Raw genomic sequence first — 24,538 nt, 5'->3', positions numbered from 1 at the left:
TCAGCCGTGGCTAACCTTGCCCGCGTGACATCGGCCGCGCTTCATCGAGCCCTGACCGAATCGACCCTGCGGCCGCTGCCCGGTCCGGCCGCTGAGCTGCTGCGGGCGCTGGACGCACCGCCGCGGCTCGGTGCGCATCTGCGGGCGGTGCACGACGTCGCCTGGTCGCTGACCGACGTGCTGGGGCGACGCCGGCCGGATCTGGAGTTCGACACCACCGCCGTGCTCTTCGGTGCGGCGACCCACGACATCGGCAAGGTCGTGCACGTGGCCGAGCTGTCCGCGCCCGGTCACCGGCACGAGGAGGCCGGCCGGGACCTGCTGCTGCGCTACGGCGTGCCCGCGCACCTGGCCCGTTTCGCGGGCAGCCACGGCAGCTGGGACGCGCCGGAGATCACCCTGGACGACCTGCTGGTCAGCCTGGCGGACAAGGTGTGGAAGGGCGCCCGGATCACCGGGCTGGAGGATCGGGTGGGCGCTCACCTGGGCGGCGCGCCCTGGGAGGCGTTCCTGGTGCTGGACGATGTGCTGCAGAGCCTGGCGGCCGGGGCGGACGAGCGGCTGGCGTTCCAGGCGGCACATCCGGTCGCGGTCTGAGCCTCAGGCGGCCAGTGCCGTCCGGCCCAGCCCGGAGCCACCCGCGGCGGCCTCCACCAGCGCGGCGAAGACCCGCAGGTCACCGGTGCGCTCGGGGTGCCACTGCACGCCCAGGGCGAACGGCCGGTCGGGGTCCTCGATGATCTCGATGACCCGGTCGTCGGGGCACCGGCCGACCACCGTGAAACTGCCCGGGTCGTCGATGGCCTGGTGGTGGAACGAGTTCACGGTGAGCCGGGGGCCGAGCAACGACCGCGCCGCCGAGCCGGAGGTGAGCACCACGTCGTGCCGCCCGAACGCCGAGGAGTCCACCGCCAGCGGATCGGTGCCCGCCGCGGCCCGGTGCCGGTCGTGGCCGACCAGGTCGGGCAGGTGCTGGTGCAGCGAACCGCCGGTGGCCACGGCCATCACCTGCAGGCCCCGGCAGACGCCGAGCACGGGCAGGTCGGCGTCGAGGGCGGCGCGCATGAGGAGCAGCTCGGAGGCGTCGCGGACCGGGTCGGAGTCGGTGGCCGGGTGCGGCTCGGCACCCCAGTTGGCCGGGTCGACGTCGCCGCCACCGGCGAAGACGATGCCGTCGAGCGACTCGAGCACGTCGGTGCCGGGATCGTCCGGGGTGATCAGGACCGCCCGTCCCCCGGTCGCGTGGACCGCCCGGACGTAGGACATCGGCAGCATCCCGACGACCTGTTCGTTGCTGCCGTACTGGACCTGTTGCGCGTACGCGGTCAGTCCGATCAAGGGCCTGCGCATGCTGGTGCGATCCTCCTTCGTTCGTAGAACCTGCGTATCGGCGGTTGCGCCGGATGTCTTAGGCCGCCGCCGCGACCAGGGCCCCGAACAGCCGTTTGTCCCTGGTCACCTCGGGGTGCCACTGCACGCCCAGCACGAACCGGTGCGCCGGGTCCTCGACCGCCTCGATGGTCCCGTCCTCGGCCCGGCCGGTGACCGTCAGCGTGCCCGGGTCGTCGACGCCCTGGTGGTGGAAGCAGTGCACCCGGGTGTCCTCGCCCATCAGGCCGGCGATCCGGCTGCCGCGGGTGAAGCCGGCCTCGTGCTCGCCGTAGACGCCGGGGGCCGGGCGGTGCCGGTCGTGTCCGAGCACTTCGGGCAGGTGCTGGTGCAGGGTGCCGCCGGCGGCGACGGCGAGCAGCTGCATGCCCCGGCAGACCCCGAGCACCGGCAGGTCCCGGGTGAGGGCCGCGCGGGCGAGCAGCATCTCGGCGGCGTCGCGCTCGGGCCGGGTGACCGTCTGCGGGGCGGTCTCGGCGCCGTACAGCTCCGGGCCGAGGTCGGCGCCGCCGCTGAGCACCAGCCCGTCCAGGATGCGCAGCACGTCGGTGTCGAGATCGTCGGGCGGCAGCAGCACCGCGCGACCCCCGGCCCCGGTGACCGCGGCGACGTAGTCGTGCGGCACCAGCGTGGTGGGCAGGTTGTGCCAGACACCCCAGGTGGCGGGCTCCACATAGGTGGTGATGCCGATGACGGGTCGCATCTTGACCACGGTATCCACGTCCTGTTCGGATGACGTCGACCGAGTGGGTGATCCGCTCGCCGTACCGGACGAGCGCCGCGAATTAGTGAGCGGCGCCGACTCGGTGAGTCGGCGCCGCGCCCGGGCCCTTCGAACCACCCGTACAGCGATCGCAGCGTGCGCGGGCGGAGATTCGACCCCTGCGTCCGGCGTGAACTGGACGTACTTGTCTTCTCTCCGCTGTCCGGGGGTGCTAAACCGCTACAGCGGAGTTACATACGCACCGGTGATGCCACCGTCGACGACGAACTGGGACGCGGTCATGAACGACGCGTCGTCGCTGGCCAGGAACGCGACCGCGGCGGCGATCTCGGCCGGCTCGGCGAAGCGGCCCATCGGCACGTGCACCAGCCGGCGCGCGGCCCGCTCCGGATCCTTGGCGAAAAGGTCCATGAGCAGCGGCGTCGCGACCGGTCCGGGGCACAGGGCGTTGATCCGGATGCCCTCGCGGGCGAACTGAACGCCCAGCTCGCGGGTCATCGCCAGCACCCCGCCCTTGCTCGCGGTGTACGCGATCTGCGAGGTCGCCGCGCCCAGCAGCGCCACGAACGACGCGGTGTTGATGATCGACCCCTTGCCCTGGCGCTGCATGTGCGGGATCGCGTACTTGCAGCAGAAGAACACGCTCGTGGTGTTCACCCGCAGCACCCGTTCCCACGCGTCCAGGCCGGTGACCAGGATCGAGTCGTCGTCGGGGGGCGAGATCCCGGCGTTGTTGAACGCGATGTCGACCCGGCCGTGCCGTTCGGCGACCCCGTCGAACAGCGCCTTGACCGCTTCCTCGTCGCTCACGTCACAGGCGATGAACTCGCCGCCCACCTCGTCGGCGGCGGCCTTGCCCGCGTCCGGCGAGACGTCGACGCAGACGACCTTGGCCCCCTCGGCCGCGAACCGCCGGGCGGTGGCCAGTCCGATCCCGCTACCGGCACCGGTGATGACGGCGACCCGATCCTGCAAACGCTCCACAGCTGACCTCTCAGGCTTCCGTCGAGATGAACACGTTCTTGACGTCGGTGAACGACAGCAGCGCGTCGGGACCGAGCTCCCGGCCCAGGCCGGACTGCTTCATCCCGCCGAACGGCGTCCAGTAGCGCACCGACGAGTGCGAGTTGACGCTCAGGTTGCCGGTCTCGACCCCTCGCGAGACCCGCAGCGCCCGGCCCAGGTCGCGGGTCCAGATCGAACCGGAGAGGCCGTACTCGGTGTCGTTGGCCAGGCGGACCGCTTCCTCCTCGTCGCGGAAGGGCAGCACCGACAGCACCGGCCCGAAGACCTCCTCGCGCCAGTGCGGGTCCCCGATCGAGTGGGCGAGCAGCACGGTCGGCGGGAACCACCAGCCGGCACCGGCGGGTGCCTCCCCGGCGAACGCGACGTCGGCGTCCGCGGTGTACGACGCCACCTTGTCCCGGTGCCCGGCGGAGATCAGCGGGCCCATCTCGGCGGTCTCCAGTGCCGGGTCCTGGACCCGGAACGCCTTGACCGCCGGTTCCAGCAGGGCGAGGAACCGGTCGTACACCGACTCCTGGACCAGCAGCCGGGACCGGGAGCAGCAGTCCTGGCCGGCGTTGTCGAAGACCCCGCCGGGGGCCGCCGCGGCGGCGCGTTCCAGGTCGGCGTCGGCGAAGACGATGTTGGCGCTCTTGCCGCCGAGCTCCAGCGTCACCCGTTTCACCTGGTCGGCACAGCCCGCCATGATCGACTTCCCGACCCCGGTGGAGCCGGTGAAGCAGACCTTGCGGACCGCCGGATGGGTGACGAAGCGCTGCCCGACCACACTGCCCTTGCCCGGCAGCACGGTGAACACGCCCTCCGGCAGGCCGGCCTCCAGGGCCAGCTCACCGAGCCGGATGGCGGTCAGCGGGGTGAGCTCGGCCGGCTTGAGCACGACGGTGTTGCCGGCCGCCAGCGCCGGGGCGAAGCCCCAGCCGGCGATCGGCATCGGGAAATTCCACGGCACGATGATGCCGACCACGCCGAGCGGCTCGTGGAACGTCACGTCGAGCCCGCCGGCCACCGGGATCTGCCGGCCGGACAGGCGCTCCGGCGCCCCCGCGTAGTAGTTGAGGACGTCCCGGACGTTGCCGGCCTCCCAGCGGGCGTTGCCGATCGTGTGACCGGCGTTGCCGACCTCCAGCGCCGCGAGCTCCTCGAGGTGGTCGTCGACGAGCGCGGCGAAGCGCCGCAGCAGCCGCGCCCGGTCCCCGGGCGCCACCTGGCGCCACGATCCGAAAGCCTGGTGGGCCCGCTCGATCGCGGCGTCGGTCTCGGCCGCACCGAGCGACGGTACGGAGGTGAGCACAGTCCCCGTAGCCGGGTTGATCACATCTGTCACAGCCGTTCGAACCCTCGCTTCAGCTCCCAGTCGGTGACCGCGGCGTCGAAGGCGGCCAGCTCAATCTTGCCCATGTTCGCGTAGTGGGCGACCACCTCGGGCCCGAACGCCTCCGCTGCCACCGGGCTGAGCTCCCACAACTCCACCGCGTCACGCAGATGCCCGGGCACCCGGGGCGCGGTGGCGTCCTCGTAGGCGTTGCCCCGGAACTCGTCCTCCAGCTCCAGCTCGTTCTCCAGCCCGTGCAGCGCGCCCGCGATCAGCGCCGCGATGGCCAGGTACGGGTTCACGTCCCCGCCCGGCACCCTGTTCTCCACGCGCATGCCCTGGCCGTGCCCCGCCATCCGCAGTGAGCAGGTGCGGTTGTCGACGCCCCAGCGCAGGGCGGTCGGCGCGAACGAGCCGGGCTGGTAGCGCTTGTAGGAGTTGATGTTCGGCGCGAAGAGCAGGCTGAACTCGCGCATGGTGGCGAGCAGGCCGGCCAGCACCCGCTGCCCGGTCACGCTCAGGTGGGCCGGGCCGTCGCCGAGCATCGCCGACCGGCCGTCCTCGCCGCGCAGCGAGAAGTGGATGTGGCAGGAGTTGCCCTCGCGCTCGTTCGGCTTGGCCATGAAGGTCAGCGCCATGCCCTCCTGGGCGGCGATCTCCTTGGCCCCGTTCTTGTAGATCACGTGGTTGTCGGCGCAGGTCAACGCGTCGGCGTAGCGGAAGGCGATCTCGTGCTGGCCGAGGTTGCACTCGCCCTTGGCGCTCTCCGGGACCAGGCCGGCGCCGTACATCTCGTTGCGGATGCGGCGCAGCAGGGGCTCGACCCGGGAGGTGCCGAGCAGCGAATAATCCACGTTGTACTGGTTCGCCGGGGTCAGGTCGCGGTAGCTCTTGCTGAACGCCTGCTCGTAGGTGTCCTTGTAGAGCACGAACTCCAGCTCGGTGCCGGCGAACGCGGTCAGGCCGTGCTCGGCGAGCCGGTCGAGCTGGCGGCGCAGGATCTGCCGGGGCGAGGCGTAGACCGGCCCGCCCTCGGTGGTCTCCAGGTCGGCGAGGACCATGGCCGTGCCGGGCAACCACGGTACGGGCCGCAGCGTGCTGAAGTCGGGACGCATGACGAAGTCGCCGTAGCCGCTGTTCCACGACGACATCTCGTACCCGTCGACGGTGTTCATGTCGACGTCGACGGCGAGCAGATAGTTGCAGCCCTCGCTCGCCCCGGAGGCGACCTCGTCCATGAAGAACCGGCCGTGCAGCCGTTTGCCCTGGAGCCGTCCCTGCATGTCGGTGAGCGCGAGCAGCACGGTGTCGATGCTGCCGTTGGTGACGGCGACGTCCAGATCTTCGAGATCCATCCCGGTTCCCTCCAGGGGGTGTGGGGGCCGGGCAGGTGCCCGGCCCCGCCTACTAATAGATCACTCCCCGGTCGGCAACGTCGGCTCTCCGTGCGCGGCTTTCTCGATCAGGTTCTGCTTCGGACCCGTGAACCACTTGCGGGCGCTGATCAGCCACCACAGCGTGGCCCCGCCGACGACCACGAGGACGGCCACGATCGTGTAGTTGAAGTTCGCCGCGCTGATCGGGCCGGCCACCGGCAGGACGAACAGCACGCAGATGAACGCCACCCAGATGATCGCGATCCAGCCGATCGGGGCACTCCACCGGCCCAGGTTCCACGGCCCCGGCCGGAAGTCCGGATTGAGCCGGCGCAGCAGCACCGGGCCGACGTAGGCGATGTAGAGCCCGATGACCGCGATGGAGGTCGCCGCCGCGTACGCCGTGGTGTTCCACAGCGACGGCAGCACCAGCAGGGTGGACAGCGTCACGCAGAGCCAGATGGAGTTGGTCGGCGTACCGGTCCGCGCGTTGACCTGCTTCCACAGCCGGGAGCCGGGCAGCGCGCCGTCGCGGGCGAACGCGTACGACATCCGGGAGTTGGCCGTCACCGACGCCATGCCGCAGAAGAACTGGGCGACCACGCAGATGAACAGCAGGAAGGCGCCCAGGTTGTCACCGGCCGCGTCGATGAAGATCTGAGCCGGCGGCAGCCCGAGCTCGGTGGTGCGTTGCGCGTCGTAGTCCTGGATCGACCAGGTGATCGCGGTCAGCAGCAGGAAGCCGGCGATCACCGAGACCACGACCGAGAGCACGATGCCGCGCGGCGCGGCCCGGGCGGCGTCGTGGGTCTCCTCGGCCACGTGCGCCGAGGCGTCGTAGCCGGTGTAGGTGTACTGGGCCATCAGCAGGCCGATCAGGACCGCGTACACGGCCGCGCCGGTGAAGGTGAAGCCGGTCTCGTTGCGAACTTCGAAGAACACCTCCGAGATCGGCTTGTGCTGGTCCGGTACGACGGCGAGGACCACGACGATCACCGCGACGCCGACCAGGTGCCACCAGGCGCTGACGTCGGAGAGCAGCCGGACCAGGCTGACCCCGAAGGTGTTCAGCAGGCCGTGCGCGACGATCAGGACCAGGAAGATCAGGAACGTGCGGCCCTTGGTGACCTCCATGTCGAAGGTCAGGCTGAGGAACGCCGACGTGGTGATGGCCGCGCCGAAGTCGATCGCCGCGGTGACGGCCACCTCGCCGAGGAAGTTGAACCAGCCGATGAACCAGGCCCACGCGGCCTTGTTGCGTTTGGCGAGCGCGGCGGCCCACCAGTAGAGGGCGCCGGCGGTGGGATAGGCCGAGCAGACCTCGGCCATCGCCAGCGCCACGAAGGTGACCATGATGCCGACGAAGAGCCAGCCGAGCGTGATGGCCATCGGGCCACCGGCGTTCATGGCGATCCCGTACGAGGTGATCGCGCCGGCCAGGATGGAGATGATCGAGAAGGAGACCGCGAAGTTCGAGAAGCCGGACAGTCGGCGGTGCAGTTCTTGCTGGTAGCCGAGCTGGGCGAGGCGTTCTTCGTCGGTGCTGGGAGGCTCAACGCTCATAACGACTCCCTGGATCCGAGGGGCAGATGTGACCTGGGCCACCGCTGTTCGGTGATGATCTCGCCCCGGTGTTACGCCCGTCAATGAACGGCGTTAATTGCGTTGCCGGGCGCCGGAAGCAACCCGCACACTCGTAGACATGTCAGGGCAACTTCCCTGATGACGCCACGCGGCGCGCGAGCCCTCGGCAGGCATCGCGAAGACCCGGGGCAGCCTCCGGCTCCCCACCAGCGGCGGCGCGGGACGCGGTCACCTCTCTCTCGACACAGCATCGCGCTGTGCCACGCGCCCGTCCCGCGTCGCCGCCCCTTTCGCCCTAAAAATCTACAGCGGCGAGACTAGAAATATGCTCGTGGCAGGCCTAACATCACAGGGGTCGGCCACGCACAGCCGGCACGCAACTGGCAATGACTCTGAGTTGGTAAGGAGGACGAGATACCGCAGCAACGCGAACTCGCCAAGTCCCCGACCCGACAAGAGGTGATCGCAGCCGATGCCCATCACTCAGGCCGTCCGCTAGCGGCACGCGAGCAGATGAGCCTCGCCGACGACGGTCGGCCACAGAATTGAACAGCCAAGGCCCCGGTAACCCGCCGGGGCCTTGGACTGTGTCCAGACCCGCCCAGTCCAGACCAGCACGGAAGGCACCATGAGCACCGCGTTCGACGACGCCGACTTCCCGGCGTACACCATGGGCCGGGCCGCCGACATGATCGGCGTGACGCCGGCCTTCCTGCGCAGCCTGGGCACCGCCGGCCTGATCGAACCGGAACGCTCGCTGGGCGGGCACCGCCGCTACTCGCGGCACCAGTTGCAGCTCGCGGTCCGGGTCCGGCAGCTGTTGGACGAGGGCATGCTGCTCAGCGCGGCCTGCCGGATCGTGACCCTGGAGGACCGGCTGGCGGCGGCACACCGGCGCATCGTCGAGCTGGGCGGCACGCTGACCGCCGGCGACGACGCGGACCTGCCCACCCAGACCCGGCCGGACATCGCGACCACGCACTACTACGGCTCGCCGCGCGGCGACCGCTCCCCCTCCGCGCCGTAGACGGCGGCCAGGCTGGCCTCCCAGAGCTGCCGCGCCCGGACCGGATCGACGGAACGCCCGGTGGCGCCGAACGGCCGGCGCCACGCGAAGTAGCCGCCCGGGACCGCGGCGGCCGGATCGTCGGCCAGCCACAGCAGCGTGTCCGCGCCCTGCTCCGGGCTGCGGAAGACCAGCTTGCCGAGGGAGAAGAGCGGACTCTGCCGGCCGAAGCGGCTGCGGATCAGGCCGGGGAAGAAACAGGTCGGCACGATCCCGTATGGGCCCCAGCGGCGAGCCGCCTCGATCGTGAAGAGCAGGTTGGCCTGTTTGCTGGCGCCGTACGCGGTCCACCGGCTGAGCTGACGCCGTCCGGGCCGCCGCACGTCCAGCGTGCCCCACGCCTCGGCCGCGGAGCCGGTTGTGACGATCCGCGCCGGCGCCGCCGCCCGCAGCCGGTCCAGCAGCAGGTGGGCGAGCAGGAAACCGCCGAAGTGGTTGATCTGGACGCACGGGTCGAACCCGTCGGCGGTCAGCCGCCGGGCCGGCGCGAGCTGCCCGGCGTTGTTGACCAGCACGTCAACCCGTTCGTGGGCCGCCGCCAGCGCGGCAGCGGCCGAGCGCACCTCGGCCAGCACCGCGAAGTCGGCCCGGTACGCCGCCGGCGTGCGCCCGCCGGCCTCCCGCACCACCTCGACCGCGTGCCGCAGCCGGCCCGGATCGCGGCCCGGCAGCACCACCTCGTCGCCACCGCGGGCGAACGCGGCCGCCGCGGCCAGCCCGATGCCCGAACTACCACCGGTGACCACGATCGTGCGCCGCTCTCCCACACCCACCATTGGATCAGTCCGGGCGCACGGCCGGGCTACGGTGGAGATCATGGTTGCGCTCGGGTACCGCCACGACCGGGTCGCTGCCCTGGCCGGCGCGGCAGTCCTGGTGGGTGCGCTCACCATGCTCGCCGGGCTGGTCGCCGCGCCCGGCCCCTGGACCGAGGGCTACGTCAGCGAGGCCGGCACGACCGGCATGCCGCTGGCGGTCGCGTACCGCTGTGGGCTCGTCGGGCTGGCTGTGGGGGTGGCGCTGCTGGGCCGGGTCCTGGGACGCGACTCGCGGCCGGTGGCGACGCTGCTCGGCATCGCGGCGCTGCTGGCCGGCACGTCGGGCGTGGTGCCGTGCACCAGTGGCTGCCCGCTCCCGCCGTACGAGCCGACGACCGTGGCCGACGTCAGCCACACCGCGGCCAGCGTCATCGGCATGGTTCTGCTGGCCGGGACCATGGCGCTGGTGGCCCTCTCCGCACCCTTCGGGCCGGTGCTGCGCCGGCTGGCCACCACCGCCGTCGCGATCATCGTGCCGCTCGGTGCCACCCTCGGACTGACCATGCTGCTGTCCGGCCGCGGACCGCTGAGCGCCGGCCTCGAACGCGCGGCCCTGGTGGTAGCGGTGAGCTGGCTGGTCGGCACATCGATCGCCGCCGCCACGGTCCGCCGCACCCACCCTGCCCCCGAGCCCGGAAGCCGTGCGATCGTCGGGGGATGACGTCCCCGACCGTCGACGACGGGCCGCGCCCCGGACCGACACCCCGCCAGCGCCGCATCGACCTCGGCATCGCCCTGGCCGTCGCCACGGTCGCGGTCCTCAACGTCTTCCTGGCCCGCAGCTTCGGCCTGCTGTCCTCCCGCTCCGCACCGTCGGTGGCCGAGCAGATCGGGTGGTCGCTGGCGGTGACACTGCCGCTGATCTGGCGGCGCAGCCATCCGGACCTCATCGCCGTGCTGGTCGCGATCTTCTTCATCGGCGGCCAGGTCCGCGGCTCGCAGGAGCAGCAGCTGGTCTCCGGGGCGCTCTTCGTCGCGATCTACACGCTCGGCGCCTGGGGCCGGGACCGGCGCCGGAGCCGCCGGCTGCGCCTGGCCATCATCGCCGCGATGTTCGTCTGGCTGGGCGTCGCATGGTTCCTCGCCCACGACGAGATCCTGGCCGACGCGCCGCCCGGCGCCTCCGGCGAGCTACCCCCACTGCTGGCCGGCCTGCTGAACAGCATCATCGTCAACGCGGCGTTCTTCGGTTTCGCGTACGCCCTGGGCGAGGCGGCCCGGCGGCAGTGGCAGCTCGAACGGCGGACGGCCGAACTGCGGGCGGCGCAGGCGGTGGCCGGTGAGCGCGCGGTCATCGGCGAGCGGGTCCGGATCGCCCGGGAGCTGCACGACGTCGTCGCCCACCACGTGTCGGTGATGGGCATCCAGGCCTCGGCCTGCCGCCGGATGCTGGACAAGAACCCCGAGCGGGCCCGCACGGCCCTGACGGCTGTCGAGGACAGCGCCCGGACCGCCGTGGAGGAGCTGCGACGGATGCTGGGCGCACTGCGCGACACCGGCGGCGCCGGCGACCAGCCGCCGGCCGAGGCCACCCTGGAACGGGTCGACGAGCTGGTGGCCCGCGCCCGGGAGGCGGGCCTCACCGCGACCTGCAACGTGTACGGCGACCCGGTGCCGCTACCCGGTTCGGTGTCGCAGGCGGCGTACCGGATCATCCAGGAGGCCGTGACGAACACCCTGAAACACGCCCACGCGTCCACGGTGGACATAAGGATCCGGTACCTGGCCGGCGAGCTGGAGGTCGACGTGGCCGACGACGGCCGCGGCGCCGTCCCCGCTCCGGCCGGCGGACTCGGCCTGATCGGCATGCGGGAACGGGTCGCGGTGCACGAGGGCGTGCTGGAGAGCGGACCGCGCACCGGCGGCGGCTACCGCATCCGCGCGCGGTTGCCCCTGTCCCGGGCCCTGACCACCGCCGGGGAGCAGCGATGATCCGGGTGCTGCTGGCCGACGACCACCAGCTGGTCCGGACCGGCTTCCGGGCCATCCTGGAGAGCGAGGACGACATCGAGGTGGTCGGTGAGGCCGCCGACGGCATCCAGGCGGTCGCCCTGGCCGGCCGGCTGCGGCCCGACGTGATCCTGATGGACGTCGAGATGCCCGGCATGGACGGGCTGACGGCCACCCGGCGGGTCACCGCCCACGACGGCCCATCGGTGCTGATCCTGACCACCTTCGACCGCGACGACTACCTGTTCGCCGCGCTGCAGGCCGGGGCCAGCGGCTTCCTGCTCAAGAACGGCACCCCGGAGGCGCTGACCGAGGCGGTCCGGGTGCTGGCGGCGGGGGACGCGTTGCTGGCGCCCGCGATCACCCGCCGGGTCATCGAGACCTTCGCCAACCCGGCCCTGCGGCAGCCCGGCGCCGGGACCCGGCTGGCCGAGCTGACCCCGCGCGAGCACGAGGTGCTGGTGCTGATGGCCGGCGGGGCGACCAACGCCGAGATCGCCGGGCGGCTGCGGCTGGGTGAGACCACCGTCAAGACGCACGTGAGCCGGGTGCTCATGAAGATCGGGGCGCGGGACCGGACGCAGGCGGTCGTGCTCGCGTACGAGCTGGGCGTGGTGCGGCCGGGGTCCTCCTAGCGGAGGACCCCGGTGATCATCCTCGGGCCGGACTCGCGGGCGGCGGAAGCGCCCTAGCGTGGTCACCATGACCAACGTGCTGAAAGTGGAGGCCGTCAGTCGCAGCTTCGGGGACCGGCGGGTGCTCGAGGACGTCTCGTTCACTGTGGAGGCCGGGCGGATGACCGGCTTCGTCGGCGCGAACGGCGCCGGCAAGACCACGACGATGCGGATCATGCTCGGCGTGCTCGCGGCGGACGCCGGCGAGGTGACCTGGCAGGGCGTCCCGCTCACCCGGGAGCTGCGGCACCGCTTCGGCTACATGCCGGAGGAACGCGGCCTCTATCCGAAGATGACCATCAGTGACCAGATCGTCTATCTGGGCCGGCTGCACGGACTGAGCGCCGAGGCGGCCCGCCGCAACACCGCCGCTCTGCTGGAACGCCTCGGGCTGAGCGACCGCGCCGGCGAGCAGGTGGAGAAGCTGTCGCTCGGCAACCAGCAGCGGGTGCAGATCGCCGCCGCGCTGGTGCACGACCCCGAGGTGCTGGTGCTGGACGAGCCGTTCTCCGGCCTCGACCCGCTGGCCGTCGACGTGGTCGTCGGCGTGCTGCGTGAGCGTGCCGCCGCGGGCGCCCCGGTGCTCTTCTCCAGCCACCAGCTCGACGTGGTCGAGCGGCTCTGCGACGACCTGGTGATCATCGCGGGCGGCCGGATCCGGGCCTCGGGCAGCCGGGCCGAGCTGCGGGCCGGTTATGCGCTGCCCCGCTTCGCCGTCGAGGTCGACACCGACGCCGGCTGGCTGCGCGACCACCCGGGAGTGACGCTGATCGACCTGGACGGCGCCCGCGCGGTCTTCGACCTCGCCTCCGGCGCCGACGACCAGGAGGTGCTGCGCGCCGCGCTGGCCCGGGGCCCGGTCCGTTCCTTCGGTCCCGTCACGCCGTCGCTCGCCGAGATCTTCCGAGAGGTGAACCAGTGACCACCCTTGCCGCCGCCCGGCTCGTCGCCGCCCGCGAGATCCGGGTCAAGCTCCGGGACAAGACCTTCCTGATCAGTACGGCCTTCTTCCTGCTGATCGCCATCGCCAGCACCGTGCTGCCGGGGCTGCTCGACGGCGGTCCGGCCAAGGTGGCCACGACCGACCGCACCGTGGCCACGGCGCTGCAGCGGGCCGGGCTGGAGGTGCGTACGGTCGCCACCGACGCCGAGGCGGAACGGCTCGTGCGCGACGGTGATGTGGAGGCGGCCGTGGTCGGCGGCCCGACCGTGCTCGCCCTGGAGGAAGCGCCCGGTGAGGTGGTCGAGGCGCTCAGCACCGCGCCGCCGGTGCGGTTGCTCGACCCGGACGCCACCGACCCGTTCCTCGCCTTCGTCGTGCCGTTCGCGCTGGCCTTCCTGTTCTTCATGACCTCGTTCACCTTCGGGCTGCAGATCGCGATGAGCGTGACCGAGGAGAAGCAGACCCGGATCGTCGAGATCCTCGTGGCCAGCGTGCCGGTACGGGCACTGCTGGCCGGCAAGGTGGCGGCGATGACGTTGCTGGCGTTCGGGCAGATCGCCCTGATCGCGGTGGTCGCCCTGGTCGGGATGCGGATCGCCGGGGTGGACGCGGACGTGACCGCCCTGGTCGGGCCGACGATCGCCTGGTTCCTGCCGTTCTTCCTGATCGGCTTCGTCATGCTGGCCACGCTGTGGGCCGGGGTGGGCGCCCTCGCCGCGCGGCAGGAGGACATCAACGGCGCCTCGGCACCCCTGCAGCTCGCGGTGATGGGCCCGTTCTTCGCGGTCCTGTTCCTGCAGGAGAACGCCGCCGCGATGACGGCGCTGTCCTACATCCCGTTCTCCGCACCGATCGCGATGCCGGTGCGCCTGTTCACCGGGGACGCGGCGGGGTGGGAGCCGGTGGTGTCCCTGCTCGTGCTCGCGGTCTCCACGGTGGTGTTCCTCGCCGTCGGCGCCCGGGTCTACGAGGGTTCGCTGCTGCGCACCAACGGGCGGACGTCCTTCGCGACCGCCTGGCGCAGCCGCTCCACGGTCGGCTGAGCCTGATGTGCCGCCGGGTCGCTCAAGCGACCCGGCGGACGATCGACAGCAGGGACTGCTCGACGTCCTCGATGGACCGTTCCGGCTGGAACACCAGCCAGTCGACCGCCACGACCAGGCCCACCCCGAACAGCGCCGACGAGGCCACCCGCACGTCCAGATCCCCGGGCAGATCGCCGGAGTCGACCCCGGCCTGGACGGTCTCCGCGATCACCCCGATCGCCTGCTCCCGCAGCAGCACCAGCGTCTGCTGCCACTCCCGGTTGGTGCGCCACATCTCCGAGAGCAGCAGCTGCGCGAAGGCCCGGTACCGGCGGATGTACTCCAGCTGGGCCCGGATCAGAGCGTCGACCGCCTCCCGGGGCGGCAGGCCGGCGACCGCCGCCCGGAACTCGTCGGTGAGCAGCCCGATCCCGTGCCGCAGCAGCTCCTCGAAGAGAGCCGTCTTGGAGGCGAAGTTGTAGTAGACGGTGCCCTTGGCGACCTTGGCCCGCAGCGCGATGTCGTCGACCGTGGTCGCCGAGAAGCCCTGCTCGGCGATGAGCTCCACCGCCGCCTCGAACAGGCGCTGCCGGGTGTCCTCGCGCCTGCGGGTCCGTCCGTCCACGATTGTCAGATCACCAGCTCCGGATGCAGGTCGGACGGGGTCAGCCGCCGCGACCGGTGGGCCACCGCCACGGTCAGGGCCAGCGCCGTGAGCCCGTAGCCGAGCAGCGCCAGTGCGCCGGTGACCACCGTACCGGCCGGGCCGTCGTCGATCGCGTGGCGCAGGGCGTCCACGACGTAGGTCATCGGCAGCAGCGGGTGCACAGCCTGGAAGAAGTCCGGCGAGGTCTGCACCGGGTAGGTGCCACCCGACGACGTCAGCTGCAGCATCAGCAGGGCCAGCGCGGCGATCCGGCCGGCCGGGCCGAGCGCGGCGCCGAGCAACTGCATGATCGCCGCGAAGGCTGTCGCCGTCAGCATCAGCAGACCCAGGGTGAGCAGCGGGTGCACCGGGTTCAGGCCGAGACCGAAGACCACCACCGCGAACAGCAGCGACGCCTGGGTCAGCCCGATCGCCACCGCCGGCAACAGCCCGGCCAGCGCCACCCGGTACGCGGGCGCCCCGGACACCACGTACCGGCGGTTCAGCGGGCGCAGCACCATGTACGTGATCATGGCACCCACCCAGAGCGCCAGGGCCAGGAAGTACGGGGCGAAACCCACGCCGTACGTGGCGGCCGGGTGGCGCACCGTACGGTTCAGGGCGATCGGGTCGCTGAGCACGTCCGCGCGCTGGGACGGGTCGTCGCCGTACCCCGGCAGTTGCTCCGCCCCGTCGGCCAGTCCGGACGCCAGCTTGGCGGTACCGCTGCGCAGGTCGCCGAGGCCGGAGGCGAGCTGATGGCCGCCGGCCGTCAGCGAGTCGAGGCCGCCGTCCAGCTCACGCGCGCCGGACGCCAGCCGGAAGATCCCCCCGCGCAGGTCGTCGGCACCGGCCGCGGCATCGGCGGCACCGCTGTTCAGCCGCTGCGCCCCGGTGGCGAGCTCGCCGAGGCCGGCGGCGAGCCGGTCGACGCTGGTGCGGGCGGCGGCGACATCGTCGGCCAGGTGCGGCGCGGCCTCGGCGACCTGGCGGGCGGTCGCGGCGACCTCGTGCAGCCGGGCGCTCAGCGCATCCAGGTCGGCGGAGCGGACCGTGGACTGCATCCGCTCGGCCGCAGTGACGAGCTGCCGCGCGAGGTCCTTCATCTCGGCCAGCTGCGGGGTGTCCTCGGGCAACGCGTTGATGTACTTCTGGAGCTCCCGGGCCTGCTGCACGGCGTCCCCGGCCGCGTCGTCCAGCTTGTCGACGTTGCGGGCGAGCAGCTCGGCACCGTCGGCGACCTGGTCGGCGGCGTCGGCGATCAGTTCGGCGTTCTGCCGCAGCAACGGCTCGACCTTGCCGGCGGCGGTGTCGACCGCGGTTGCGAGCTGCCGGCCGCCGGCCGCCGCCTGCTGCGTACCGGTGGCCAGCTGGGCCGCCCCGGCCTGCAAGGTGGCCAGGCCGTCGGCGAGGTCGTCGGCGCCCTGCGCGGCACTGCCGAGACCGTTGGACAGCCGGCCGGCGCCGCGGTCGGCGTCGGTGAGGCCGCCGGCCAACCGGTCGGCGCCGCTGCTCGCGTCGCTCACGCCGTCCTCAAGCTTCGCGGCGCCGTCGGCGGCCCGCTCGGACTCCTTCTTCGCGTCGGTGAAACCGATCAGCATCTTGTCGAAGTAGCCGGCCTGGGCGCGCTGGGCGGCGGCGGCCTGAACCTCCTGGAATGCGGTCCGGGAAAAGACCCCGGAGAGGTAGTTGGTGGCGTCGTCGTTGATGACCACGAGCCGGGAGGACGTCGGGGTGGCGTCGGGATCCGGGCCAGTCGTGAGGTCCTTGGAGAAGTCCCGCGGGATGCGCAGGGCGAGCTGGTAGCTGCCGTCGGCGAGCCCGGCCTCGGCACCGCGCTCGTCGGTGACGTGCCAGTCGAAGACCTCCCGCTTGATCAGCTCGTCGGCCAGATCCTGCCCGGCGTGCACCTTGGTGCCGTCACTGGCGGTGGCGGTGACGTCCTCGACGACGAGGGCGGCGGGAATGTGGTTGAGCCGGCCGTAGGGGTCCCAGAAGGCGTAGAGGTAGAGGGCGCCGTAGAGCAGGGGGACCACGCAGAGGACTACGAGGGCGGCTGCGGGGAGGCGGCCGCGCAGGAAGCGGCGCAGCTCGAACCCGGCGAGCCGGACGCTGGACAAATCGGTCATGACTTCTCCTCCTGCTCGTCGCCGTCCGCAACGCCGTGATCAAGCTCTGCTGTCGGCTCCTGATCAACGACGGCCGGCGCCGACTCCGGCGACTGCACCGCTCCGAGCCGTACCACTGTGGACACCCGGCCCGGGTCGACCTCGCGGGCCGTCACCAGCACGGCGATGCCGTCCTCCGTGATCGACTCCAGCAGCGTCCACAACTCCCGCGTCTCGCCCTCGTCCAGCCCCTCATCCACCGCATCCAGCGCGATCACCCGAGGCCGTTCCAGCCGGGCCAGCACGAGCCCGAGCAACTGCCGCTGGAACGGGCTCAGCTCGTACCCCTTCGTCCGCGGATCGAGGCCGAGCAGTGGCACCTGCCCGGCCTCCCGCGGGGGTCGGCCGGTCAGCAGCAACCGCTCCCGGACGTGCTCGATCACCGTGAGCACCGGCTCGGGCGACGTCACGTCAGGCACCGAGCCCAGCGCGGCCGCGCCGGTGACCCGGCCGGCCGTGAGCCTGAAGCGGTGCGACAGCGCCAGCAGCACCGTCGTGCGCCCGCTGCCCGGTGGGCCGACGATCGCCACGATCTCTCCCGGCTCGACGCTCACGTCGAGGTCTTGGAAGAGCCACCGGCGGCGGTGGCGTACGCCCGCCCCGCAAGCCGTCAGAACCGGCATCACGACACCCACTTTTCGAACTGACTGGTCAGTACAAATAGTTGCTCGTGATGCCCGTCGATGGAAGTCACAGTGGTGGACCTCACCTCGATCACAGGGCAGGATCGGGACATGCCGACGCGATGGGGAATGACCGTACCGCTGGGCGGGGTGCCGCTGGCCGAGCACGCCGCAGTTTTCGCGGCCCTGGCCGACGCGGGTTTCACCGACCTCTGGTCGTCCGAGGTGGCCGGCACCGACGCCTTCACCCCGCTGACGCTGGCCGCCGCCTGGCAGCCGCAGGCCCGGCTCGGGACCGCCATCACCCCGGTCTTCACCCGCGGCCCGGCCCTGCTCGCGATGACCGCCGCCGCGCTGGCCGAGGCAGCGCCCGGCCGGTTCCAGCTCGGCATCGGCGCGTCGTCCCCTGTTGTCGTCGGCGACTGGAACGCGGCCGACTTCACCAAGCCGTTCGCCCGCAGCCGGGACATGCTGGAGTTCCTGCGCGCGGCGCTGGCCGGTGAGGTGGTCGACCGCGAGTTCGAGACCTTCCGGGTGCGCCGTTTCAAGCTCGAACGCCCGCCCGCGACCCCGCCGGCGGTGCTGCTCGCCGCCCTGCGTCCCGGCATGCTCCGGCTGGCCGCGTCCGCCGCCGACGGCGTGATCCTCAACTGGCTGGCGGCCACCGACGTGCCCCGCGCGCTGGCCGAGGCCAAGTCCGACCGGCCGGACTTCGACGTGGTGGCGCGCATCTTCGTGTGCCCGACCGAGGACGCGACCTACGCCCGTACGGTCGGCCGCCGGATGATCGCGGCCTACCTGACCGTCCCGGCGTACGCGGAGTTCCACCGCTGGCTCGGTCGCGAGCCGGTCCTGGCTCCGATGTGGACGGCGTGGGCGGCGGGCGACCGCAAGGGCGCGCTGGCGGCGATCCCGGACGAGGTGGTGGACGAGTTGATCGTGCACGGCTCACCGGCGCAGTGCCGCGAGCACGTGGCGCGTTACGCGGCGGCCGGCGTCGACGTCCCGGTGATGGCCCTGGTGCCGACGCCGGAACTGCAGCAGGGTGGAGCGGCGGCTCTCGGTGAGCTCATCACGGGGTTGGGCCGGCCCTAGATGTAGTGCCCATGAGCGTTGTTGACGGCGTGTCGGCTTGAGATGTGAGAAGACCTCCGGCGAGGTGGAAGTTGCGACGCTTCACCGAACCGGAGGTCTCTATGGCCCACCGTAACGCCCGCCTGACCCTGCACGGCCGACGGCTGCTCATCGCGCGTGTCGTCACCGATCGACGCCCGGTCGCCCATGTCGTCAAAGAACTCGGCGTGTCCCGCGCCACCGGCTACAAATGGCTGGCCCGATGGCGCGCCGAAGGCGACGCGGGACTGCATGATCGGCCCAGCACCGCCCATCGGCTGCCCGGCAAGACCAGCACCGAGCTGGAAGCGCGGATCTGCGCCCTGCGCACCGAGCTCAAACGCGGCCCACGCCGGCTGGCGCCGCTGCTGAACATGCCGGCCTCGACGGTGCACGCGGTGTTGACCCGTCATGGCCTGCACCGCCTGGCCTGGCTGGATCGCCCTACCGGCCAGCCGATCCGCCGCTATGAACGCGACCGGCCCGCGAACTCATCCATGTCGACGTCAAGAAGATCGGCCGGTTACGCGACGGCGGCGGCTGGCGGGTCCACGGCCGCGACAGCCTCGAACACCGCCGCACCCGATACGCCGCTCGCGTCGGCTACGAATACGTGCACGCGGCGATCGACGATCACACCCGCCTGGCCTACGCCGAGATCCACCCCGACGAAAAGACCGACACGTGCGCCGGCTTTCTGCGACGCGCCGCGCAACACTTCGCCCAGCTCGGGATACCACAGATCGAGCGCGTGATGACCGACAACGCCCTGGCCTACCGACGCGGCCACGCCTGGCGCGACGCCCTGGCCGACCTCGGCGCCCAGCCCCGCTTCACCCGCCGGTACCGGCCCCAGACCAATGGCAAAGCAGAACGCTTCAACCGCACCATGTGCGACGAATGGATCTACTCCCGACCCTTCACCAGCAACCAAGACCGCGCCGACGCCCTACCCGGCTGGCTACACACCTACAACCACCACCGCGCACACACCGCACACGGAGGCCAACCACCCATCACCCGCGTCAACAACGGTCCTGGTCCCTACACCTAGAAGAGGACGGTGGCGAAGCTGCCGTTCGGCACGAAGCCGCAGCGCGCGTAGACCCGGCGGGCGGGCGCGTTGTAGTCGTTGACGTACAGGCTCACAGTGGGCGCCACCCGGCGCAACGCGTCGCGCAGCACCGCCGCCATGGCTCCCGCGGCCATTCCGTGCCCCCGGAACTCCGGGTCGACCCAGACTCCCTGCACCTGCGTGGTGCGCCGGGTGACGATGGCCAGCTCGGCCTTGAACACGACCCGGTCGCCGACGAAGCGCGCGTAGGCCCGCTTCGAGCGCACCAGCTCGGAGATCCGCCGCTTGTAGCCGCGCCCGCCGTCGTCGACCAGCGGCGAGACGCCGACCTCTTCGGTGTACATCGCCACCGCGGCCGGGAAGAGCTGGTCCACCTCGCCGGGCTGCACCAGGCGCACCTCGGGGTCGGGCGCGATCGGCGCCTCCCGGTCGGCGACCAGCAGCGGCTGGTGCGGCCGCACGTCGCGGGCCGGACCCCAGTGCCCGCCGAGGCGCTCCCAGAGGTCGAGCACGGCTTCGGCCCGCCCGATGATCGACGAACAGATGCGCGGCTCGGCGCCGAGCAGGTCGGCGTAGGCGGCCACCGCGGCCGGCGTCGTGCACACCGGCACGAGGTGGGCCCCGGACCAGCAGAGGGATTCGATGCGGCGGCCCGTGCCGTACCCGTAGATCCGGCCGTCGGAGCGCCACCAGTTGAGCCCATGCGCCGCCACACGCTCGGCGATCTGAGCGCCGGCGTACGGGTCTTGGTCGAGGATCCGCTCGACCGTCGCCCGCTCGGACTCGCCGAGCTGGCGGATGGGCACCGTCAACACAGCTACCAGATTGCCAGATGGCCGCCCGGATACACCCGCGCCGCCCCCTCGGATCGGAGAAACCCTTGCACCTGACATGTTGCCGATATATCGTCTAACTATCGACAACAGATCGGAGAAGGTCATGCGACACCACCACATGCGCGAGGGACACGTCCACCCCGGCAGCCTGCGCGAGGGCCTCATGCGCGGCTTCGGCTTCCCGCCCGGATTCCCGTTCGGCCAGGGCGGCCCGGGCTTCGGCGGTCCTGGCGGCGGGTTCGGCCCCGGAGGGCCGGGCGGACGCGGCCATCGCCGCGGCGGCCGCGGCAGCCGGCCCAACGTGCGACCGGCCCTGCTGGCGCTGCTGCTCGAACGGCCCATGCACGGCTACGAGATGATCCAGGAGCTGGAGAGCCGCACCGGCGGCATCTGGCGCCCGAGCCCCGGCTCGGTCTACCCGACCCTGCAGCTGCTGGAGGACGAAGGCCTCATCGAGGCCGAGGCGGCCGGCGGCCGCAAGCGCTTCACCCTGACCGACGCGGGCCGCGAGGAGGCCACCGTCGCGGCGGAGAACCCGCCGTGGGCCCAGTTCAGCAACGACACCATGTCGCAGGTCCAGGACTTCCGCGATGCGGCGATCGGCATCATGGACGCGCTGCGCCAGGTGGGCTTCAACGGCACCCCGGAACAGCGCGACAAAGCCCTGGAAGTCCTGAACGAAACCAAGCGCAAGCTCTACGCGATTCTCGCCGACGAGTAAGCAGCCGGGGCGCATCCATTTCGGTGGGTGCGCCCCGTTCACTTCTTTTCCGCTACGGCGCCCGGAAGCCCACAACCGCAACACCGTCGTCCACCCGCACACAGGCGAGCCAGGCGGATCTCCGGGCTGATCACCCGCTGCCGGGCGATCCCGGTGGTCGCCCGGACACCCGCCGCGTCGCGCCGGCCTTCACGCGGTCGGACGCGCCCCGCGTCGGGTGCGCTTCAGGTGGGGCTGGTCACGACGGCGTTGACCGCGACCGCCCGGATGCGCGCGAAGCTGAACGCCACGACGGCGACGGCGAACAGGGCACTCGCCACGCCGGCGGCTGTCGCTGCCATGGCCGCGCCCAGGGACGTGTCCGCCCACAAGGCCGCCACCAAGGTCAGGCCCAGACACACGTACACCCACCAGGTCCAGCCGGCGCCCTCGGACAGGTACCGCGTTCCGGAGTACCACCATTCGTACCGGGGCGTGAGGCGGAACCAGGGCAGCAGATAACCGACGTGGTCAGCAGGACGCCGGTGATGATCGCGGCGTCCGGAGCCGGCTTTCTCATCGGCCGATCTTAAGGTGGACACACCACATCCGCGGCTGTCACATCTCGGCGCGGTAGAAGGCGTAGGCGCCGAAGCGGGCCCTGTCGCGGCCGTTCTCGGTGACGCCCGTCAGGCCCGCTTCCTCCATTGCGGCCAGGACGTGCTCGGGGACGCTTGCCGCTACCAGCGGGTGGCGGTGTGTTCTACCGGGCCGGCCGGATGGCGTGCCGTCGATGTCCACCACGTGGAACTCGCCGCCCGGGCGCAGGACGCGTCGGACCTCGCTCAATGCGCGCCCGCGTTCCTCCTCGTCGAGGTGGTGCAGCATGAACGAGGACAGGACCCGGTCGAAGCTCGCGTCGGGCAGGGGCAGGTTGCCGGCGAACGCCTGCTCGTACCGGATCGGCAGTTTGCGGCGGGCTGCCTTGCGCCGGGCCCGGCGCAGCGCCGCCGGGTCCGGGTCGATGCCCACGGCCTCGATGTCGGGCGTCCGCCGCCCGAGGGCCGTCAGCAGGTTGCCCGTGCCGCAGCCGATCTCCAGGACCCGCTGGCCGGGCCGGAGGTCCGCGCGATCGAGCAGCTGTCCGTGGATGCGGCTGACCCGGGCCAGCCGGGTGAACGGGTCGTAGAGGGGCAGCAACCACTGTTTGCCCATGGCGGGCAGATAGTGCTGGTCGGTCATGTCGCGCCCCTGTCGAGTCCGACGAAATTAAGTCGTACTCTCAGCGTCATGCGGGACAGGGAAAGGAACAACGACCGATCCGTGGCCGCGATGCGACGATCTTCGGTGCCGCTGCGGGGGCGGGCCCGGCGGGTGGGGGCGACCGGGCAGGGTGTTCCGGTCATCGCCTTCGGCCATGTTCCCGGTGTCGCCCCGATCGCGATCACCCGTCTCCCCGAGGATCCTGCGGCCGGCAACCCACCCGCGGGCGCGCACACCCACGACTTCCTGGTGCTCTTCTACGCACACCGGGCCGCCGGGACGATCGTGATCGACGACCGGGAGTGGCCGGTGACCGACGGCGACCTGTTCTTCGTCGCTCCCGGGCAGGTGGTGTCCTTCACCGGCCCGCACGAGGAGGTCGCCGCCGACGGCTGGGTGGTCTGGTTCCCCGCCGACGTGATCCGTCCCGGTACGCCCGGAGCCTATTCATCGTGGCGGTCGCACCCACTGCTGTTCCCGTTCGCCCGCGGGATCGACCGCGCGCAGCGCCTCAAGGTTGCCGCCGCTGACCGGGACCGCTGGATGTCCCGTTTCGCCGTACTGGAAGCCGAACTGCGGGCCCGGCGCGACGGCTACCAGGAAGCCGCGCTCGCCCACCTGACGCTGATGCTGGTGGCCGCGTCCCGGCTGTCCACCGACGTCGCCGGCCAGCTGCGTTCGTCCGACGAGCCGTTGCTCGCGGCCGTCTTCGAGGTCATCGAGCGGCGTTTCCACGAGCCCATCTCGCTGACCGATGTCGCCGCCGAGCTGGCCCTGACCACCGGTCATCTCACCACGGTGGTACGCCGCAAGACCGGCCGTACGGTACAGCAGTGGATCGCCCAGCGGCGGATGCAACAGGCCCGCGTGTTGCTGGGCGGGACCGATCTGACGGTGGCGGCGATCAGCCACCGGGTCGGGTATCCCGATGTCAGTTACTTCATCAAGCGGTTCCGCGCCGAGCACCAGGTGACGCCGGCGCAGTGGCGGCACGCCGACCGGCCCGGCCCACGCTGAGGTGCGGCCGAGCCGGACGTCGGAATGCTCAGTGGACGGTGACGGTGGGACCGGGCAGCAGCTCGCGGAGCTCGTCCGGGAGCTCGGCGCCCATCTGGTCGGCCAGCCGCAGGGCCTCTTCGACCAGCGTCTCCACGATGATCGATTCGGGGACCGTCTTGATGACCTGGCCCCGGACGAAGATCTGGCCCTTGCCGTTGCCCGATGCCACCCCGAGGTCGGCCTCGCGGGCCTCGCCCGGGCCGTTCACGACGCAGCCCATGACCGCCACCCGCAGCGGCACCGGGAAGCCCTCGAGCGCCGCGGTCACCTGCTCGGCCAGCGTGTAGACGTCCACCTGGGCCCGGCCGCAGGACGGGCAGGAGACGATCTCCAGGCCGCGTTCGCGCAGGCCCAGCGCCTCCAGGATGCCCTGGCCGACCTTGATCTCCTCGACCGGCGGGGCCGACAGCGACACCCGGATGGTGTCGCCGATGCCCTCGGCCAGCAGCGCGCCGAACGCGACGGCGCTCTTGATCGTGCCCTGGAACGCCGGGCCGGCCTCGGTGACGCCGAGGTGCAGCGGGTAGTCGCACTGCTCCGCGAGCTGGCGGTACGCGCGGATCATCACCACCGGGTCGTTGTGCTTGACCGAGATCTTGATGTCGCGGAAGCCGTGCTCCTCGAACAGCGAGCATTCCCACAGCGCCGACTCGACCAGCGCCTCGGCGGTGGCCTTGCCGTACTTCTGCATGATCCGCTTGTCCAGCGAGCCCGCGTTCACGCCGATCCGGATCGGCACCCGGGCGTCGCCCGCGGCCTTGGCGATCTCCTTGACCTTGTCGTCGAACTGGCGGATGTTGCCGGGGTTGACCCGGACCGCCGCGCAGCCGGCGTCGATCGCGGCGAAGACGTACCGCGGCTGGAAGTGGATGTCGGCGATGACCGGGATCTGCGACTTCTTGGCGATGGCCGGCAGCGCCTCGACGTCGTCCTGCGACGGCACGGCCACCCGGACGATCTGACAGCCGGAGGCGGTGAGCTCGGCGATCTGCTGCAGGGTCGCGTTGACGTCGGCGGTCAGCGTGGTCGTCATCGACTGCACGCTCACCGGCGCGCCCCCGCCGACCGGCACGTTGCCGACCATGATCTGGCGGCTCTGCCGGCGGGGGGCCAGCGGCGGCGGCGGTACGGCCGGCATACCGAGACTGACAGCGGTCATGTGCGCACT

24 protein-coding genes and 1 pseudogene are annotated in these 24,538 nt (G+C 71.7%); 11 read left to right on the top strand and 14 right to left on the bottom strand.

Annotated elements, in window-relative coordinates; genetic code table 11:
- Nucleotides 1-24: 24 nt before the first annotated feature.
- Nucleotides 25-597 carry an HD domain-containing protein gene (locus ACZ6S4_RS33875; RefSeq protein ID WP_465478802.1) on the top strand — a complete coding sequence of 191 codons (573 nt, stop codon included), beginning with the start codon at nucleotides 25-27 and terminating at the stop codon, nucleotides 595-597.
- Between the two features lie 3 nt (nucleotides 598-600).
- On the opposite strand, the gene ACZ6S4_RS33870 is transcribed toward ACZ6S4_RS33875, so the two are convergent.
- The 6 genes from ACZ6S4_RS33870 to ACZ6S4_RS33845 form a co-directional block, all read right to left on the bottom strand.
- A complete protein-coding gene (locus ACZ6S4_RS33870) occupies nucleotides 601-1,350 on the bottom strand; it encodes a gamma-glutamyl-gamma-aminobutyrate hydrolase family protein (protein WP_465478801.1) in 750 nt (249 codons plus the stop codon).
- A gap of 58 nt (nucleotides 1,351-1,408) precedes the next feature.
- Nucleotides 1,409-2,092 carry a gamma-glutamyl-gamma-aminobutyrate hydrolase family protein gene (locus tag ACZ6S4_RS33865; RefSeq protein WP_465478800.1) on the bottom strand — a complete coding sequence of 228 codons (684 nt, stop codon included), beginning with the start codon at nucleotides 2,090-2,092 and terminating at the stop codon, nucleotides 1,409-1,411.
- A 240-nt stretch (nucleotides 2,093-2,332) separates the two neighbouring features.
- On the bottom strand, nucleotides 2,333-3,097 hold the full coding sequence (locus ACZ6S4_RS33860; RefSeq protein WP_465478799.1) for a 3-oxoacyl-ACP reductase: 765 nt from the start codon (nucleotides 3,095-3,097) through the stop codon (nucleotides 2,333-2,335).
- A gap of 10 nt (nucleotides 3,098-3,107) precedes the next feature.
- Nucleotides 3,108-4,463 carry an aldehyde dehydrogenase family protein gene (locus tag ACZ6S4_RS33855; RefSeq protein ID WP_465478798.1) on the bottom strand — a complete coding sequence of 452 codons (1,356 nt, stop codon included), beginning with the start codon at nucleotides 4,461-4,463 and terminating at the stop codon, nucleotides 3,108-3,110.
- Complete coding sequence (locus tag ACZ6S4_RS33850) at nucleotides 4,460-5,806, bottom strand: glutamine synthetase family protein (RefSeq protein ID WP_465478797.1); 1,347 nt, start codon at nucleotides 5,804-5,806, stop codon at nucleotides 4,460-4,462. Before ACZ6S4_RS33850 ends, ACZ6S4_RS33855 begins: the two co-directional genes overlap by 4 nt.
- Before the next feature lie 60 nt (nucleotides 5,807-5,866).
- Nucleotides 5,867-7,390, bottom strand: coding sequence for an amino acid permease (locus tag ACZ6S4_RS33845; RefSeq protein ID WP_465478796.1), 1,524 nt, complete (start codon nucleotides 7,388-7,390; stop codon nucleotides 5,867-5,869).
- A 649-nt stretch (nucleotides 7,391-8,039) separates the two neighbouring features.
- Between ACZ6S4_RS33845 and ACZ6S4_RS33840 the strand changes: the two genes are divergently transcribed.
- On the top strand, nucleotides 8,040-8,438 hold the full coding sequence (locus ACZ6S4_RS33840; RefSeq protein ID WP_465478795.1) for a helix-turn-helix domain-containing protein: 399 nt from the start codon (nucleotides 8,040-8,042) through the stop codon (nucleotides 8,436-8,438).
- On the opposite strand, the gene ACZ6S4_RS33835 is transcribed toward ACZ6S4_RS33840, so the two are convergent.
- Nucleotides 8,396-9,226: an SDR family NAD(P)-dependent oxidoreductase gene (locus ACZ6S4_RS33835; RefSeq protein ID WP_465478832.1), complete on the bottom strand. Its 831-nt coding sequence runs from the start codon at nucleotides 9,224-9,226 to the stop codon at nucleotides 8,396-8,398. The two genes, ACZ6S4_RS33840 and ACZ6S4_RS33835, sit on opposite strands and share 43 nt — an antisense overlap.
- A gap of 67 nt (nucleotides 9,227-9,293) precedes the next feature.
- Between ACZ6S4_RS33835 and ACZ6S4_RS33830 the strand changes: the two genes are divergently transcribed.
- From ACZ6S4_RS33830 to ACZ6S4_RS33810, 5 genes are all read left to right on the top strand, one after another.
- The gene (locus ACZ6S4_RS33830) at nucleotides 9,294-9,956 is read left to right on the top strand and encodes a DUF998 domain-containing protein (RefSeq protein ID WP_465478794.1); all 663 of its coding nucleotides are present in this window, start codon (nucleotides 9,294-9,296) and stop codon (nucleotides 9,954-9,956) included.
- Nucleotides 9,953-11,227, top strand: coding sequence for a sensor histidine kinase (locus ACZ6S4_RS33825; RefSeq protein WP_465478793.1), 1,275 nt, complete (start codon nucleotides 9,953-9,955; stop codon nucleotides 11,225-11,227). Before ACZ6S4_RS33830 ends, ACZ6S4_RS33825 begins: the two co-directional genes overlap by 4 nt.
- On the top strand, nucleotides 11,224-11,880 hold the full coding sequence (locus tag ACZ6S4_RS33820) for a response regulator (protein ID WP_465478792.1): 657 nt from the start codon (nucleotides 11,224-11,226) through the stop codon (nucleotides 11,878-11,880). The genes ACZ6S4_RS33825 and ACZ6S4_RS33820 overlap by 4 nt, the downstream gene beginning before the upstream one ends.
- Nucleotides 11,881-11,947: 67 nt before the next feature.
- Nucleotides 11,948-12,841, top strand: coding sequence for an ABC transporter ATP-binding protein (locus tag ACZ6S4_RS33815; protein ID WP_465478791.1), 894 nt, complete (start codon nucleotides 11,948-11,950; stop codon nucleotides 12,839-12,841).
- Nucleotides 12,838-13,905, top strand: coding sequence for an ABC transporter permease (locus ACZ6S4_RS33810; RefSeq protein WP_465478790.1), 1,068 nt, complete (start codon nucleotides 12,838-12,840; stop codon nucleotides 13,903-13,905). Before ACZ6S4_RS33815 ends, ACZ6S4_RS33810 begins: the two co-directional genes overlap by 4 nt.
- A gap of 22 nt (nucleotides 13,906-13,927) precedes the next feature.
- On the opposite strand, the gene ACZ6S4_RS33805 is transcribed toward ACZ6S4_RS33810, so the two are convergent.
- The 3 genes from ACZ6S4_RS33805 to ACZ6S4_RS33795 are packed head-to-tail and all read right to left on the bottom strand — an operon-like array spanning nucleotide 13,928 to nucleotide 17,324.
- Nucleotides 13,928-14,515: a TetR/AcrR family transcriptional regulator gene (locus tag ACZ6S4_RS33805; protein WP_433732238.1), complete on the bottom strand. Its 588-nt coding sequence runs from the start codon at nucleotides 14,513-14,515 to the stop codon at nucleotides 13,928-13,930.
- Between the two features lie 2 nt (nucleotides 14,516-14,517).
- A complete protein-coding gene (locus ACZ6S4_RS33800; protein ID WP_465478789.1) occupies nucleotides 14,518-16,662 on the bottom strand; it encodes a YhgE/Pip family protein in 2,145 nt (714 codons plus the stop codon).
- The gene (locus ACZ6S4_RS33795) at nucleotides 16,659-17,324 is read right to left on the bottom strand and encodes an ABC transporter ATP-binding protein (protein ID WP_465478788.1); all 666 of its coding nucleotides are present in this window, start codon (nucleotides 17,322-17,324) and stop codon (nucleotides 16,659-16,661) included. The genes ACZ6S4_RS33800 and ACZ6S4_RS33795 overlap by 4 nt, the downstream gene beginning before the upstream one ends.
- 111 nt (nucleotides 17,325-17,435) lie before the next feature.
- Between ACZ6S4_RS33795 and ACZ6S4_RS33790 the strand changes: the two genes are divergently transcribed.
- Nucleotides 17,436-18,419 (top strand): LLM class F420-dependent oxidoreductase, encoded by a 984-nt coding sequence (locus ACZ6S4_RS33790; protein ID WP_465478787.1) that lies wholly within the window; start codon nucleotides 17,436-17,438, stop codon nucleotides 18,417-18,419.
- Nucleotides 18,420-18,520: 101 nt separating this feature from the next.
- Nucleotides 18,521-19,491, top strand: a pseudogene (locus tag ACZ6S4_RS33785) (IS481 family transposase).
- On the opposite strand, the gene ACZ6S4_RS33780 reads toward ACZ6S4_RS33785, so the two are convergent.
- Entirely contained in the window at nucleotides 19,488-20,327 is an 840-nt protein-coding gene (locus ACZ6S4_RS33780) for a GNAT family N-acetyltransferase (RefSeq protein ID WP_465478786.1), read from the bottom strand. The pseudogene ACZ6S4_RS33785 and the gene ACZ6S4_RS33780 overlap by 4 nt on opposite strands.
- A 124-nt stretch (nucleotides 20,328-20,451) precedes the next feature.
- Between ACZ6S4_RS33780 and ACZ6S4_RS33775 the strand changes: the two genes are divergently transcribed.
- On the top strand, nucleotides 20,452-21,069 hold the full coding sequence (locus ACZ6S4_RS33775) for a PadR family transcriptional regulator (RefSeq protein ID WP_465478785.1): 618 nt from the start codon (nucleotides 20,452-20,454) through the stop codon (nucleotides 21,067-21,069).
- 224 nt (nucleotides 21,070-21,293) lie between these two features.
- Here ACZ6S4_RS33775 and ACZ6S4_RS33770 read toward each other — a convergent pair whose 3' ends face one another.
- Both ACZ6S4_RS33770 and ACZ6S4_RS33765 read right to left on the bottom strand, forming a co-directional pair.
- Nucleotides 21,294-21,650 (bottom strand): hypothetical protein, encoded by a 357-nt coding sequence (locus tag ACZ6S4_RS33770; RefSeq protein WP_465478784.1) that lies wholly within the window; start codon nucleotides 21,648-21,650, stop codon nucleotides 21,294-21,296.
- Nucleotides 21,651-21,666: 16 nt separating this feature from the next.
- Nucleotides 21,667-22,290: a class I SAM-dependent methyltransferase gene (locus tag ACZ6S4_RS33765; protein WP_465478783.1), complete on the bottom strand. Its 624-nt coding sequence runs from the start codon at nucleotides 22,288-22,290 to the stop codon at nucleotides 21,667-21,669.
- A gap of 48 nt (nucleotides 22,291-22,338) precedes the next feature.
- On the opposite strand from ACZ6S4_RS33765, the gene ACZ6S4_RS33760 reads away from it, so the two are divergent.
- Nucleotides 22,339-23,328: a helix-turn-helix transcriptional regulator gene (locus ACZ6S4_RS33760; protein ID WP_465478782.1), complete on the top strand. Its 990-nt coding sequence runs from the start codon at nucleotides 22,339-22,341 to the stop codon at nucleotides 23,326-23,328.
- Nucleotides 23,329-23,356: 28 nt separating this feature from the next.
- Here the strand turns inward: ACZ6S4_RS33760 and ispG are convergent, their stop codons facing one another.
- Nucleotides 23,357-24,529 carry a flavodoxin-dependent (E)-4-hydroxy-3-methylbut-2-enyl-diphosphate synthase gene (gene ispG, locus ACZ6S4_RS33755; RefSeq protein ID WP_465478781.1) on the bottom strand — a complete coding sequence of 391 codons (1,173 nt, stop codon included), beginning with the start codon at nucleotides 24,527-24,529 and terminating at the stop codon, nucleotides 23,357-23,359.
- Nucleotides 24,530-24,538: the final 9 nt, after the last annotated feature.

The sequence above is a fragment of the Actinoplanes sp. NPDC051405 genome (assembly GCF_055586185.1).
The sequence above is the reverse complement of the archived record's forward strand: the minus strand, read 5'-3'. Positions and strand labels throughout refer to the sequence as shown.

Coding starts and splice junctions, on each gene's coding strand:
- ACZ6S4_RS33870 (WP_465478801.1), bottom strand. CDS start 1,350: ATGCGCAGGCCCTTGATCGGACTGACCGCGTACGCGCAACAGGTCCAG.
- ACZ6S4_RS33865 (WP_465478800.1), bottom strand. CDS start 2,092: ATGCGACCCGTCATCGGCATCACCACCTATGTGGAGCCCGCCACCTGG.
- ACZ6S4_RS33850 (WP_465478797.1), bottom strand. CDS start 5,806: ATGGATCTCGAAGATCTGGACGTCGCCGTCACCAACGGCAGCATCGAC.
- ACZ6S4_RS33845 (WP_465478796.1), bottom strand. CDS start 7,390: ATGAGCGTTGAGCCTCCCAGCACCGACGAAGAACGCCTCGCCCAGCTC.
- ACZ6S4_RS33840 (WP_465478795.1), top strand. CDS start 8,040: ATGAGCACCGCGTTCGACGACGCCGACTTCCCGGCGTACACCATGGGC.
- ACZ6S4_RS33830 (WP_465478794.1), top strand. CDS start 9,294: ATGGTTGCGCTCGGGTACCGCCACGACCGGGTCGCTGCCCTGGCCGGC.
- ACZ6S4_RS33825 (WP_465478793.1), top strand. CDS start 9,953: ATGACGTCCCCGACCGTCGACGACGGGCCGCGCCCCGGACCGACACCC.
- ACZ6S4_RS33820 (WP_465478792.1), top strand. CDS start 11,224: ATGATCCGGGTGCTGCTGGCCGACGACCACCAGCTGGTCCGGACCGGC.
- ACZ6S4_RS33815 (WP_465478791.1), top strand. CDS start 11,948: ATGACCAACGTGCTGAAAGTGGAGGCCGTCAGTCGCAGCTTCGGGGAC.
- ACZ6S4_RS33800 (WP_465478789.1), bottom strand. CDS start 16,662: ATGACCGATTTGTCCAGCGTCCGGCTCGCCGGGTTCGAGCTGCGCCGC.
- ACZ6S4_RS33795 (WP_465478788.1), bottom strand. CDS start 17,324: ATGCCGGTTCTGACGGCTTGCGGGGCGGGCGTACGCCACCGCCGCCGG.
- ACZ6S4_RS33790 (WP_465478787.1), top strand. CDS start 17,436: ATGCCGACGCGATGGGGAATGACCGTACCGCTGGGCGGGGTGCCGCTG.
- ACZ6S4_RS33775 (WP_465478785.1), top strand. CDS start 20,452: ATGCGACACCACCACATGCGCGAGGGACACGTCCACCCCGGCAGCCTG.
- ACZ6S4_RS33765 (WP_465478783.1), bottom strand. CDS start 22,290: ATGACCGACCAGCACTATCTGCCCGCCATGGGCAAACAGTGGTTGCTG.
- ACZ6S4_RS33760 (WP_465478782.1), top strand. CDS start 22,339: ATGCGGGACAGGGAAAGGAACAACGACCGATCCGTGGCCGCGATGCGA.
- ispG (WP_465478781.1), bottom strand. CDS start 24,529: ATGACCGCTGTCAGTCTCGGTATGCCGGCCGTACCGCCGCCGCCGCTG.